Below are 12,975 nucleotides of genomic sequence, written 5' to 3'. Positions count from 1 at the left end.
CTATGGTCAAACTGTCGCAGGCATGATTCCCTGTGCGCGTCCCTTCTGATAGAGCCTTTATATGCCTGAACTGCACGTCGGCGAACGCCACTGGTCGGTCGCCACCGGCAGCAACCTGCTGGATGCCCTGAACCAGGCAGGTGTGGCCGTGCCCTACAGTTGCCGCGCCGGCAGTTGCCATGCCTGCCTGGTACGTTGCCAGGGCGAGGTTCAGGACCGCCAACCTGACGCGTTGAGCCCGCAGCAGCGCCAGCATGGTTGGCGCCTGGCGTGCCAGTGCCAGGTGGTTGGCGATCTGCAGGTCGAAGCCTTTGATCCTGTGCGCGATGGTGTGGCGGCGCAGGTGGTGGGTGCCGATTGGCTGACGGCATCGGTGCTGCGTCTGCGCCTGCAACCCGAGCGCGGCCTGCGGTACAGGGCCGGGCAGCACCTGGTGTTGTGGGCGGGGCAGGTGGCGCGGCCGTATTCCCTGGCGAGTTTGCCGCAGGAGGATCCGTACCTGGAGTTTCATCTGGATTGCCGCTTACCCGGTGAATTCAGCGATGCGGCGCGACAGTTGAACCTGGGTGATTGTCTGCGCCTGGGCGAGTTGCGCGGCGGGGCGCTGCATTACGATCCGGACTGGCAGGCGCGACCGCTGTGGCTGCTCGCCTCCGGTACCGGGCTGGGGCCCTTGTGGGGGGTGCTGCGTGAGGCGTTGCGCCAGGATCACCAAGGTGCCATTCGCGTGGTTCATCTGGCGCATGATGCTGATGGGCATTATCTGGCCGAACCCCTGATGGCGCTGGCCGCGCAGCATCAGAATCTTACAGTGGAGTTGTGGACCGCACATGAGTTGGCCCAGGCATTGGGGCAACTGCGGCTCATATCGCGGCAAACGCTGGCCTTAGTCTGCGGGCATCCTGACAGCGTCGAAGCCTTTTCCAAACGCTTGTTCCTGGCGGGGCTGCCGCGTAATCAACTGCTGGCCGATGTATTCCTGCCCCGTGGTTGAACGCTGGCTGTCGAGCACAGGCGTTGCGGGTGTACGCGGTTAACTGTGGGAGGGGGCTTGCCCCCGATGGCGGCCTCTGGGCCGACCAGGATTCTGGATCAGACCGAGTACATATCCGTTTCTGCGGTAACGGCCACTTAGGGTTCCGCCCTGACGGCGGCTCACTTTTGAAAAGCGCAAAAGTAAGCAAAACGCTCTTGCCCCACCACTCGGCACCTCGCTTAGGCTCGGTGTGCCCGTAATCCGCCATGGATTTGGGGGGCCGCCGCCACGCGCCATCCATGGCGCGGGGCGGCTAAACCGGCATCCCTGCCGGTTTACCCCCCAAATCCATGGCGAATTCCGGCCAGCGTGGTTTGACGGGGCGCCTAAGATCAAAAGCAGATCAAGATCAAGGTCAAGAGCGGCTCGCTTCGCATCGTGGTTAGCGTGGGGGCTGCGAACAGCGGTTGTGTAGATAGCTCGCCGCGATGATCCCTTAAATGCAAAAAGCCCCGCCATTCTCATGGCGGGGCTTTTATTTTTTTCAGCGTGTCACTCAGTACTGCGGGTCGCCCACATGCAGGATCTTCATGCCATTGGTGCCACCGGTGGTGTGGTAGCTGTCACCTTTGGTCAGGATGACCCAGTCGCCTTTCTCTACGACGCCGCGTTTGACCAGCTCGTCGATGGCTTTCTGGCTGACTTCGTTGGGTGCCAGCGAGGCCGGATCGAAGGGAATGGTGTACACGCCGCGGAACATCGCCGCGCGGGCCTGGGCTTCGCGGTGAGGGGTGAACGCGTAGATCGGCACCGAGGAACGGATGCGCGACATGATCAACGGGGTATAGCCACTTTCGGTCAGGGCGATGATTGCCTTGACGCCCGGGAAGTGGTTGGCGGTGTACATGGCCGCCAGGGCGATGCTCTGGTCGCAGCTTTCGAAAACCTTGCCGATGCGGTGGCTGGAGGTCTTGCTGGTGGGGTGCTTTTCAGCGCCGACGCAGATGCGCGCCATGGCCTGGACGGCCTCCAACGGGTATGGGCCGGCAGCGCTTTCAGCCGAGAGCATCACGGCGTCGGTGTAGTCGAGCACGGCGTTGGCCACGTCGGACACTTCGGCGCGGGTCGGCATCGGGTTCTGGATCATCGACTCCATCATCTGGGTCGCAACGATCACCGCTTTGTTGTGGCGGCGCGCGTGCAGGATGATCTTCTTCTGGATACCGATTAGCTCGGCATCGCCGATTTCCACGCCCAGGTCGCCACGGGCAACCATCACGGCGTCGGACGCCTTGATCAGGCCGTCGAGGGTTTCGTCATCGGCCACGGCTTCGGCGCGTTCGATCTTCGCCACCAGCCAAGCGGTACCACCGGCTTCGTCGCGCAGTTTACGGGCGTATTCCATGTCGGCGGCGTCGCGCGGGAAGGACACGGCGAGGTAGTCCACTTCCATCTCGGCGGCGAGCTTGATGTCGGCCTTGTCTTTTTCAGTCAGGGCCGGTGCGGTCAGGCCACCGCCGCGACGGTTGATGCCTTTGTGGTCGGACAACGGGCCGCCGATGATCACGGTGCAATGCAGTTCGGTCGGGGTCGCGGTGTCGACGCGCATGACCACGCGGCCGTCATCGAGCAGCAGTTCGTCGCCGACGCCGCAGTCCTTGACCAGGTCCGGGTAGTCGATGCCGACCACGTCCTGGGTGCCTTCAGTCAGCGGATGGCTGGTGGAGAAGGTGAATTTGTCACCGATCTTCAGCTCGATCCGCTTGTTGGCGAATTTGGCGATACGGATCTTCGGGCCTTGCAGGTCACCCAGCAGTGCCACGAAGCGGCCGTGTTTGGCGGCCAGGTCACGCACCAGCTTGGCGCGAGCCTTGTGCTCGTCCGGGGTGCCGTGGGAGAAGTTCAGACGGGCAACGTCCAAACCAGCCAGAATCAGCTGTTCGAGGACTTCCGGCGAGTTGCTGGCCGGGCCAAGGGTGGCGACGATTTTGGTACGACGGACGGACATGCACAGACTCCTGAGTTCAAGCGCTGGGGAAGGCTACTATGCTCTTTCGTTGTAGTCATTGTTCGTTTGCACTACTTATCGACGATCGGCTTGTTTTTGCGGCGGTTGAAAAGGCGAACACCCTTGAAGATTTTCGGCAAGGGGTCGATACACTGCACAAGACAGGAGAACCCCCATGCGAATTTTGCTCGTTGCTGCCCTGGCCGTCAGTGTTGTCGGCTGCACCCGCTGGTCAATGGACCACCATTTGAACAACGCTTACCGTGCCTATGGGGTGGGTGATTGCGCGCGGGTTACCCTGGAGTTGTCCCAGGTCGACCGCGAAAGCCGTACCCGTCGCTATGTGCAACCCGAGGTTTCGATGCTGCGCGGGCAGTGCCTGGAACGGCAGAAACTGTTCGTCGATGCCGCCCAAACCTACCAGTTCATCATCAGTCAGTACCCTTCCAGCGAGTACGCTTACCGCGCCCGTGCGAGGCTCGATACCTTGCGCCAGTTGGGGCACTACTCTGGCGCAAGCGTGGCGCAACCGCGGCCGACTTCTTTGTAATGATATTTGTCGTTTGATAACTGGCCTGTTGCCAGTCTTGAGCTATTCTTTGAATGCATATTTGTACAACTTTCTATTCGAAAGAATGCAACCCGGGTTCGGTAGCTGTCTCGTGACGACGACCGTTTGTCACACCGATATCCAGGGAGGGCGGGCGATGGGCTCGTTCCGAATCACTGGCTTTATGGGATGGCGACTTCACCATGTTTATCGAACGACGGATCGAACGGCATCAACTGCCTTATTTCTTGCAGGTGTTCAATCGGCTTACGGACAAGCCAATCGGTTTTCTGGGCGACGTTTCCGAGGATGGGCTGATGTTGATCAGCCAGTTACCGATGATGATCAACGCTGATTTTGAGTTGCGCGTGAAGATTCCGGCCCCTGACGGCGAGTTCCACGCGGTTGACATCACCGCGACCTGTCTGTGGAGCCGTGAAGACGTCAACCCGCAGCATTACGACTCAGGTTTCCGCGTGCTTCAGGCATGTGAAGGTTATGCACAACTGATCAGCGCCTTGTTGCAGTACTTCAGTTTTGATCCTCTCCAGGCATCCGCCTGAACAGCAGATGCAGTCGGCAATGGCGGCTGCGCATGCGTTCAGAACACGCCGGCTTTTTTCCAGCGCAGGTAACGCGTCACCAGCGCGGCACCCAATGCCGACGGCAAGCTATCCAGCACGGGCAGCCCATGGGCATCCAGGCGGTCATGCAGCTGGTTGCGCCTGTTGAGGTAGTCAATCGCGCCGCTGTAGGCCAATGCTTCGGGCAGGGTTTGCACCGGGGCCTGGCGCAATTGATCGAGTACTTCTTCTCGCAAACTCGCGATCAGCACGCGGTGGTGCCGAGCGATGCGCTTGATCGCACTCACCAGTGCCTCATCGTCTTCATCGCGCAGGTTAGTGACCACGATCACCAATGCGCGGCGTTTTTGCCGAGCCAGCAATTGGCTGGCGGCGGCCTCGTAGTCAGCTGTCTTGCGTGTGCTGTGCAAGTCGTAGACGGCATTGAGCAAGACGTTCAACTGGCCGCTGCCCTTGGCCGGCGCCAGGTAACGCGGCTGGTCGCCGGCAAAGGTACACAGCCCGACTGCATCGCCTTGGCGCAAGGCGACGTAACCCAGTAACAGGCAGGCATCCAGGGCGTGATCAAAGTGGGACAACTCGTCGTCCTGGCTGCGCATGCGCCGGCCGCAATCGAGCATGAATACAATCTGTTGGTCACGCTCATCCTCATATTCCCGGGCAATCGGCGTGCGTTGTCGTGCCGTGGCTTTCCAGTCGATCTGACGCAGGCTGTCGCCGTCGCGAAATTCGCGTAATTGATGAAACTCCAGGCCCGGTCCACGCCGCTGATGCTGGCGCACACCCAGTTGGCTCAGCCAGTTATCCACCCCCTGCAACTGCGCACCGGACAAGCGCGCGAAGTCCGGGTACACGCGAGTGGCGTCCGGGACGTCGAGCCAGCGCCGCGCCGACCACAACCCCAACGGGCTGGGCAGGTGGATTTCGCAGCGGCTGAAGCTGAAATGTCCACGTCGCACGGGGCGCACACGATAGCCCAACTCACCACGCTCGCCCGGGCGCAGCAAAATGGATTGCGGCAGGTTATCCACAACCAGCCCGTCGGGCACGTGATCGAACACCTGCACGGTCAGCGGTTGTGGATAGTCGTGTTCCAGTGACAGGCGCACTTCTCCCCAGCGCCCCAATGCCAGGCTGCCGGGCAACGCCCTGCGCACACGCACCGAAGGGCGGCGGCGTAACCGTATGGCATCGAGCATCGCCAGTACCAGCAGGGCCAATAGCAGGCCCCAGGCGATTGCGTGCAAGGTATCGGGCACCTTGACCTGCAAGGCCATCGACGCGCCCAGCAGGATACTGAGGGCCAACAGGACACCCAGCCAGGTCAGGAACAGACGGGTCGGTTTCATGCTGGCGTTACTGCCTGGGGGCCGCAATCTGGTCGAGCAACTGCTTGATCACCTGGTCCACCTCCAGGCCATCGATGTCCAGTTCGGGCGCGAGCCGTACGCGGTGACGCAGCACCGCCAGGGCGCATCCCTTGACGTCATCCGGGGTCACGAAGTCGCCGCCGCGCAACAGCGCACGGGCACGAGCGCCGCGAATCAGGGCGATAGAGGCCCGTGGGCCTGCGCCGATGGTCAAGCCCGGCCAACTGCGCGTGGCCCGCGCCAGGCGTACGGCATAGTCGAGCACCTGTTCATCCAGGGGCATGCCGCTGGCAATCTGTTGCATCTGCACCACGTCTTCGGCTTGCAGCACGGTACGCAACGGTTGCACATCGAGCATGTCGGCCCTGGACGAGCGGGTCACTTCGCGCACCATGTCCACTTCCTGTTGGGCGTCGGGATAGTCCATGCGCACCTTGAGCATGAAGCGGTCCAACTCGGCTTCGGGCAACGGGTAGGTGCCTTCCTGTTCGATCGGGTTCTGGGTGGCAAGCACCATGAACGGCGCGCCGATGGGCAATGCCTCGCCCTCCAGGGTGACCTGGCGCTCCTGCATGGCTTCGAGCAGTGCGGCCTGGGTCTTGGCCGGGGCGCGGTTGATTTCGTCGGCCAGCAGCAGGTGAGTGAACAACGGCCCCTTGCGCAGCTTGAACTGTTCGGTCTGCAGGTCATACACCGCGTGGCCGGTGACGTCGCTGGGCATCAGGTCCGGCGTGAACTGGATGCGTGCGAAATCGCCGCCGAAGCAACGGGCCAGGGCACGCACCAGCAAGGTTTTGCCAAGGCCGGGCACACCCTCAAGCAGCACATGGCCACCTGCAATCAATGCGGTGAGCACGTCATCGATCACCGCGTCCTGGCCAATGACTGCCTTGCGTAATTCAACGCGCAGGGCCTGGGCCTGTTGACTTGCGGTTTGGATAGTATTTTCTGCGTTCAGGGTTGTGGCCATTGGAGAGTCGCTCATAGGGCATTCCTGAGGGTTTGCAGACACGCCACCTGTTGGCTGAAATCGGCGCTGGAGAGCCGTTTCAGCGCAGGTGCGCCGAGTGCCTGGCGGATGATAGGGGAGGGTTGTCGCGTCAGGTGTTCCAGCACCTGACATTGTTCTGCCATGTCGAGGTGTTCAAAGCCGGGGTGACGGCGCCGGGCGGTGCGCAGTAAATCCTGCTGCAAGGCTTGCAGCAAGGCGCCCTGGCCGCTGCGGCGTAGCAGGAAGTCGGCGCTGGCGCGCAAATGCTCCTGTAGCTGTCGACGCGCCTTGGGTGCGGGTGCCTGGATCGGGCCCTGGCGCAGGCCGGCGTGCCAGAGTGCCAGGGCAAGCAGTGCGACCAGCGCGACGAGGGCCTGGGGGAAGTAACGGGCCAGCAGGGTAAGCAGGTTGTCCGCATCGCTGTTGAACAGCAGGGTGACGTCGGTGCCCTGGTTCAGGTACCACAGCAGCCAGGCATTGTCGTGCTTGCCGATGCTCGGGGTTTTCCACAGGTCGCTGTCGGTGAGCACCGTAACGCGGCCTCGCCCCAGGTCAAGTTGCATCAGATGGCTGGACTTGGCGCTGTTGGCTGAAAACTGCGCCAGGTGCCTGGGGTCGGTAAGGTTGAAGTCGGTGTCAAAACTGAAATAAGCCGGCGCGGTTTCATTGTCGACATACAGTTTCGTGAGGTCCGGCGCGATCTTTTTGCGCGGCGCCGCCGGCTCGTCGAAGTCATCGCTAAGGGTTTGGTGAAGATTGAGACGATCGAGCAGCAGGTCGCCGCTTTTACCGGTCTCTTCATCCCATAACGCCTCGGCCACCAGTAACAGGTGCCCCCCGGCTTTTGCCCACGCCAGCAGTTGTTCGACCTGGCCTGGAGTCATGTTGCCACGCTCCCCCAGCAACAGCAGGCTGTGGCCTGGGGCGGGCAGATCGGCAAGCCGCTCAAGCCCGTTGGCCTGTGTTACCGCCAGGCCTTGCCGGCGCAGGAAATCCTCCGCCGCGAGGTAGGGGTTGGCCAGTGCCTCCGGCGATGGGCCACGATCCACAACCTCCTCATAGGGAATTGCCTTGTGCCAGGCATACAGGCCGCCCGCTCCCAACAGGCAGGCCAGCAGCGCGGCAATCCACAGTAATGGCCGGTTCATTGGCTGGCTCCGCTACTGAAGAGTGCGCGCCAATCGCTGCACAGCTTTTGCTGGGCGGTGCCGGGAGGCAGTCGATGGCCATAGGCGAGGTTTTGCCAGTGAGCGGTCAATTCGCTGCTGAATGCCAGCAACTGCGGTTGCTGCAACTGATGAATACGCTCCAGCACCTGGCCCTCGGTGTCGGCACTTTTGAGTGGCAGGTTGAATTCATGCAGCAGCCGGCTGAGCAGGCCGCGATACAGCAGGCCCAGGGCTTCCCGCGGGCGGGTGGGCCATAGCTGTTCGGCGGCGCTGGCGATATCGTCGGGCAATGTCTCGACCCCCAGTTCCAGGCCGAACAATTGGGCAGGCGCAGGTCTTGCTATGTTGGGTTGAGGTCGCCGTTTGCGGCTGACAAATGTGCGCAGCCATTCACGGTAGCGCCATACCACCAGGGCCAGCCCGCCAATCACCACGCTCCATAACAGTATCTCCAAGCCTTGGGCCACGTGCTTGAAGGTGTTGCTGTTGAGGTTGTCGAGCAATTGCTGGAGCCAGGCAGGTAATTTACCGTCCCCATGGGCTTTGGGGGGCGTGGCGGGTTTTTCCTCGCCAAAACGATAACGGGTGACGGTTTGCGGATTCTTGAACGGCGGTTTTTCCAATAGCGCCTTGATCGATTGGCTGGCCGCCTGGGTGCCGAGGGGCTTCAGATCAGCGGTTTGATCGGCCTGCGCCGATGGGCTCAGTTGCACCAGCGTGAGCCCGACGACCAGCAGCAACAGCGGCGCGACACCGCTCAGGCGTTGGCGCAACCGGCGAAACACCAGTTCCAGGTCCCAGGCTTCCAGAACGGTGCGACGGTTGAGGTACAGGCTGAAACCGCAGGCGACGTAGATGGGCTCCCAGAACACCAGGACCAGCGCATAGAACGCGTTGCTCAGGTGTTCCAGCCATAGCCCCTGCGGGCCTGTCGCCAGTACCAGCCGCTGCCAGTCCCAATCCAGTTCGACCTGCTCCGGGATGAATAGATAGAACAGCGCCATGCACCCGAACCATAGGCCGATCTCCAGATGCACCCCGATAATCGTCAGCCAGCGCGCGGCACCTGCATTGCGCTGTTGCAGTACGCCCAGGCGTTGTTGACGCACTGGCCCATCCAGGCCTTCGAGCTGGTTCACCGGCAGCATGAAGCTGCGGCTCAGGCTCAGCCGGCGCCAGGTCAGGCTGGCGAACAGTTGCCCCTTGAGCAGGCGTGGCCACTGGCGAACGGACTGCTTCAGGCTCGGCGTTTCACCAAACAGGGCCTTGGAAAGAATGTACAACGGTAAGCGCTCGAAGGCAGGCTTGAGCCACCAGAACAGGAATAGGGCGTAAGACGGGTACTGCCACAGCAGCGCGGTGAGCAGCAGGAACACAGGCAGGCTGACCAGCGCCCAACTGCCCATCAGCACTGCACGATGTTCCCGGGCCATCAGTACGCCGAGGTCCATGGCTTCCCAGGAGGTACGCGGGCGGATGACCACACTGGCGTCAGTCAGGCGCATTATGAGTCCGACCAGCGAAGATCAGATAGGCGGCCACCAGCAGCCATAGTGCGCTGCCCACCAGGTATTTGATCCACGGCGCAATGCTCGTGGTGGATGACCAGTAGGCTTCGATGAACGCTGCGATCAGCAGGAACACCATGACTCCGCAGAGCATCTGCACGCTTTTGCGGGCCGCCAGGCGCAGGGATTCGCTACGTGCCAACGGCCCTGGCGCGATCAGTGACCAGCCCAGTTGCAGGCCCGCCGCACCGGCCAGTGCGATGGCGCTGAGTTCGAAGGCACCATGGCCGATCACGAATGACCAGAAGGTCTGGCCGTAGCCGATTTCACTCAGGTGCCCGGAGACCGCGCCGATGATCAAGCCGTTGAAGACCAGGAAGAACACGCTGCCCAGGCCGAACAGCAAGCCTGCGGCAAAGGTCTGGAAGGCGATGCCGATGTTGTGCATCACGTAATAGCCAAACATCATCCAGTCTTCGCTGGAGGCGCGTTCGGCCGCGCGGCCCAGACGACTGGCGGCGGGGTCGTACATGCTTTGCATCTCGGCCACCTGTTGCGGGCTGACGATGCTGTAGATCAGGTCGGGAAACAGGTAGACCAACAGGGCTATGCCCAGCAGGCTGCCAAAGAACAGCAGGCTGGCGATCAGCACGAAGCGCCATTGTTCGCGTACCAGGCGCGGGAAATCGGCGAGGATGAAGGCCACCATGTTCGCCGTCGTTTGGCTGCGATGGCGATACAGTTGCTGGTGGCCGCGCAGCGCCAGTTGTTGCAGGCGGTCCACCAGGTAACTGCTGTAGCCGCGCTCCTGGGCCAGGGCCAGGTGTTGGCACAGGCGTCGATAGTGATAAGGGAAGTCGGCCACCTCGCAGGCTTTGCCGCGCTCCAACTGTTTCAGCTGTTCAGCGAAGGTCTGCCATTGCTGCTGGTGCCGGCTTTCAAAAAGGCTCTGCTTCATGTCGGCCCCAGCAAACCACGGGCCACACCGTTAAGTTGCTCCACGGCGCGAGCCGGAGGCACCTGCAAGGGCGCGGCGAGGATTGCAGCCAGTTCGTGCACCCGCTCGGCAGACAGGTCGGCCTGGCGTTCGGCGAAACCGAGGATGGCCCGCTGTTCGCTCAGCTCCAGCGCGAAGGGCAGGCGCAGGGCGGCTGCCTGAGGTAGGGGGCGGCGGGCCAGCGACTGTTCGCGGTAGACCACCAGCGTTCCCGCCGCCAGGTCGCCAAGCCGCTTGAAGTGCGGATGTTGCAGGCAACTGATGGCGCCGAAGAAGTAGCCGAAGGGCAGCATGTCGACAAAACGCAGCAGGTTCCGGATCAGTGATGCCGACCAACCGATGGCCGTGCCGTCATCCTGTACCACCCGCAGGCCCATGACCTGCTTGCCGGGCGAGCAGCCCTGGTTGAGCACTTCGAACAGCACCATGTACCACCAACTGACCAGGAACAGCAGCAGCGCGCCCAGGCCTAGGCCGAGGTTGCCAAGCAGCGCCAGGGGCACCAGCAGGATGCCCATGATCACGCCGCGCGCGAGCAGATCGAAGGCGTAGGCCAATGCCCTTGGCGCAAGGCCGGCAGGTCGCAAGGGCAGGTCGATACCCTCGGGGGTCTCGATCTGGTAGCAGGTATCCAGAGGAGCTGTTGGCATTGCGTTCCTTGGCAGTGCGAAGCGACTGAGAGACACGGATGCTAGCAGTGTCGAGGCGGGAAGCAACCCTTCAAGATTTTGCTGGATATTTGTCCAGTAAGGTATCGCTGGCCCCTGGCCCCTTGCAGCGCCTAGACTTTGCCGGTCTTCAGCACAGGAACAGCCCGTGACCTCCATTTTCTGGTACGACTATGAAACCACCGGAATCAACCCGCGCAGCGATCGCCCGCTGCAGGTAGCCGGCATTCGTACCGACCTCGAGCTCAACGAGGTCGGCCCGCCGATCAATCTGTATTGCCGGCCCAGCGACGATATCCTGCCCCATCCGGCAGCGTGTGCGATCACCGGTATCACGCCGCAGGTCCTGGCGCACAAAGGCCTTGCCGAAGCGGACTTCATGACCCGGGTGCACGCCGAACTCGCGGCCCCCGGCACCTGCGGCGCGGGTTATAACACCCTGCGCTTTGACGATGAAATGACGCGCTACAGTCTCTATCGCAACTTTTTCGACCCTTACGCACGCGAGTGGCAGGGCGGTAACAGCCGCTGGGACTTGATCGATGTGATGCGTACCGCCTATGCCCTGCGGCCGGAGGGGATTGTGTGGCCCGAGCAGGACGGGCGCGTGACGCTCAAGCTCGAACGCCTGACGCAAGCCAACGGCATCGACCACGGCCAGGCCCACGATGCGTTGTCTGACGTGCGCGCGACCATCGCCCTGGCGCGATTGGTGCGTGAAAAACAACCCAAGCTGTATGAGTGGCTGTTCCAGTTGCGGAGCAAGCAACGGGTGATGGACCAGGTGCGCCTGTTGCAGCCGCTGGTGCATATTTCCGGACGCTTCAGCGCCGAGCGACATTATCTGGGGGTGGTCTTGCCGTTGGCCTGGCATCCGCGCAATCGCAATGCATTGATTGTGTGCGACTTGGGGCTCGACCCGCAGGCCCTGCTCGAACTGGATGCCCAAACGTTGCGCGAGCGCCTCTATACGCGGCGCGATGAGCTGTCGCAGGGTGAGCTGCCGGTGCCTCTGAAGTTGCTGCACATCAACCGCTGTCCGGTCGTCGCGCCCTTGAAAGTGCTGCGCGCGCAAGATCGCGAGCGGCTGCAATTGGATATGGAGGTTTACCAGGCACGGGCGCTGCGACTAACTGACGCACAGGAAGTTTGGCGTGACAAGTTGGCGAGCGTTTACGCCGAGGAGGAATATGCGCCGAATGCCGATCCAGAGCAGCAGCTCTATGAGGGTTTTATCGGCGACCGTGATCGGCGCTTATGTGAACAAGTTCGCATGGCAGAGCCGGTACAACTGGGACGCCAGCAATGGCCGTTCGATGATCATCGATTGCCTGAATTATTATTCCGCTATCGCGCGCGTAACTTTCCTGAAACCTTGAACAATGAGGAGCAAGAGCGCTGGAGACTTTTCTGTCAGCAACGGTTGTCAGACCCGGTATGGGGCGCACCCAATACCCTGGCGGCATTTAAGCTGGCCCATCAGGAATTGAAAAACAGTGCGACAGCGTTTCAGTGCCAGGTACTGGATGAATGGCAAGACTATGCTGACTCTTTAGCGGCCCGCCTGAATCTGTAGCCGAGCAACTGCAAAACATTCAGACAATAAAAAACGCCAGCGAGCTGGCGTTTTCAATGTGTCGCGTATCGGGTGCAGATCCGACCAGGCTTAGCCCAGCAGGGTAGCCCAACCTTCTACCACGTCACCGCCCCACTTGGCTTTCCACTCTTTCAGTGTCTTGTGATTGCCGCCTTTGGTTTCAATCACTTCACCGTTGTGCGGGTTTTTGTACTGCTTGACCTTGCGGGCACGTTTGGTGCCGGTAGTTTTCACAGCGCCACGCGGTGCTTTAACTTTCGATTCCGGATCCAGCAGCGCAATGATGTCACGCAGGGATTTGGAGTATTCGCCCATCAGGGTGCGCAGTTTGCCTTCGAATTCCAGCTCGGTTTTCAGCTTGTCGTCTTGCGACAGGTTCTTCAAACGGGCTTGCAGCTCTTTGATAGCTTCTTCGGTGGCACGGTATTCGTTGATCAGAGACATGTGGACTACCTTATGTAGAACGCTGATTGACAGGGTGAGTGGCCTAATAATAGTCAGGCAATTTCATCAAGTAAACATTTAAGCAGCTATTTACGTGAATTAGATTGAAGTTT

The 12,975-nt window shown here is 61.3% G+C and carries 12 protein-coding genes; 4 read left to right on the top strand and 8 right to left on the bottom strand.

Annotation, left to right across the window (positions count from 1 at the left end; translation table 11 throughout):
* Positions 1-61 precede the first annotated feature (61 nt).
* Positions 62-994 carry an iron-sulfur-binding ferredoxin reductase gene (locus BOP93_RS21465; protein ID WP_104504578.1) on the top strand — a complete coding sequence of 311 codons (933 nt, stop codon included), beginning with the start codon at positions 62-64 and terminating at the stop codon, positions 992-994.
* A 538-nt stretch (positions 995-1,532) separates the two neighbouring features.
* On the opposite strand, the gene pyk is transcribed toward BOP93_RS21465, so the two are convergent.
* Positions 1,533-2,984 carry a pyruvate kinase gene (gene pyk / locus BOP93_RS21460; protein WP_104504577.1) on the bottom strand — a complete coding sequence of 484 codons (1,452 nt, stop codon included), beginning with the start codon at positions 2,982-2,984 and terminating at the stop codon, positions 1,533-1,535.
* Between the two features lie 175 nt (positions 2,985-3,159).
* On the opposite strand from pyk, the gene BOP93_RS21455 reads away from it, so the two are divergent.
* Entirely contained in the window at positions 3,160-3,534 is a 375-nt protein-coding gene (locus BOP93_RS21455) for a tetratricopeptide repeat protein (protein ID WP_104504576.1), read from the top strand.
* A 203-nt stretch (positions 3,535-3,737) separates the two neighbouring features.
* On the top strand, positions 3,738-4,097 hold the full coding sequence (locus tag BOP93_RS21450; protein ID WP_104504575.1) for a PilZ domain-containing protein: 360 nt from the start codon (positions 3,738-3,740) through the stop codon (positions 4,095-4,097).
* Between the two features lie 38 nt (positions 4,098-4,135).
* Here the strand turns inward: BOP93_RS21450 and BOP93_RS21445 are convergent, their stop codons facing one another.
* The 6 genes from BOP93_RS21445 to BOP93_RS21420 are packed head-to-tail and all read right to left on the bottom strand — an operon-like array spanning position 4,136 to position 10,803.
* A complete protein-coding gene (locus tag BOP93_RS21445) occupies positions 4,136-5,467 on the bottom strand; it encodes a DUF58 domain-containing protein (protein WP_104504574.1) in 1,332 nt (443 codons plus the stop codon).
* A 7-nt stretch (positions 5,468-5,474) separates the two neighbouring features.
* Entirely contained in the window at positions 5,475-6,473 is a 999-nt protein-coding gene (locus tag BOP93_RS21440) for an AAA family ATPase (RefSeq protein ID WP_104504573.1), read from the bottom strand.
* Positions 6,470-7,627 carry a DUF4350 domain-containing protein gene (locus tag BOP93_RS21435; protein ID WP_104504572.1) on the bottom strand — a complete coding sequence of 386 codons (1,158 nt, stop codon included), beginning with the start codon at positions 7,625-7,627 and terminating at the stop codon, positions 6,470-6,472. Before BOP93_RS21435 ends, BOP93_RS21440 begins: the two co-directional genes overlap by 4 nt.
* Positions 7,624-9,153 carry a DUF4129 domain-containing protein gene (locus BOP93_RS21430; protein ID WP_104504571.1) on the bottom strand — a complete coding sequence of 510 codons (1,530 nt, stop codon included), beginning with the start codon at positions 9,151-9,153 and terminating at the stop codon, positions 7,624-7,626. Before BOP93_RS21430 ends, BOP93_RS21435 begins: the two co-directional genes overlap by 4 nt.
* Positions 9,140-10,114: a stage II sporulation protein M gene (locus BOP93_RS21425; RefSeq protein ID WP_104504570.1), complete on the bottom strand. Its 975-nt coding sequence runs from the start codon at positions 10,112-10,114 to the stop codon at positions 9,140-9,142. Before BOP93_RS21425 ends, BOP93_RS21430 begins: the two co-directional genes overlap by 14 nt.
* Positions 10,111-10,803, bottom strand: a complete 693-nt coding sequence (locus BOP93_RS21420) for an RDD family protein (RefSeq protein WP_104504569.1) — start codon at positions 10,801-10,803, stop codon at positions 10,111-10,113. Before BOP93_RS21420 ends, BOP93_RS21425 begins: the two co-directional genes overlap by 4 nt.
* Before the next feature lie 166 nt (positions 10,804-10,969).
* Between BOP93_RS21420 and sbcB the strand changes: the two genes are divergently transcribed.
* The gene (gene sbcB / locus BOP93_RS21415) at positions 10,970-12,397 is read left to right on the top strand and encodes an exodeoxyribonuclease I (protein WP_104504568.1); all 1,428 of its coding nucleotides are present in this window, start codon (positions 10,970-10,972) and stop codon (positions 12,395-12,397) included.
* Positions 12,398-12,487: 90 nt separating this feature from the next.
* Here sbcB and mvaT read toward each other — a convergent pair whose 3' ends face one another.
* Positions 12,488-12,862, bottom strand: a complete 375-nt coding sequence (gene mvaT / locus BOP93_RS21410) for a histone-like nucleoid-structuring protein MvaT (RefSeq protein WP_003175830.1) — start codon at positions 12,860-12,862, stop codon at positions 12,488-12,490.
* Positions 12,863-12,975: the final 113 nt, after the last annotated feature.

Source organism: Pseudomonas orientalis (assembly GCF_002934065.1).
Classification (GTDB): domain Bacteria; phylum Pseudomonadota; class Gammaproteobacteria; order Pseudomonadales; family Pseudomonadaceae; genus Aquipseudomonas; species Aquipseudomonas orientalis_A.
The sequence above is the reverse complement of the archived record's forward strand: the minus strand, read 5'-3'. Positions and strand labels throughout refer to the sequence as shown.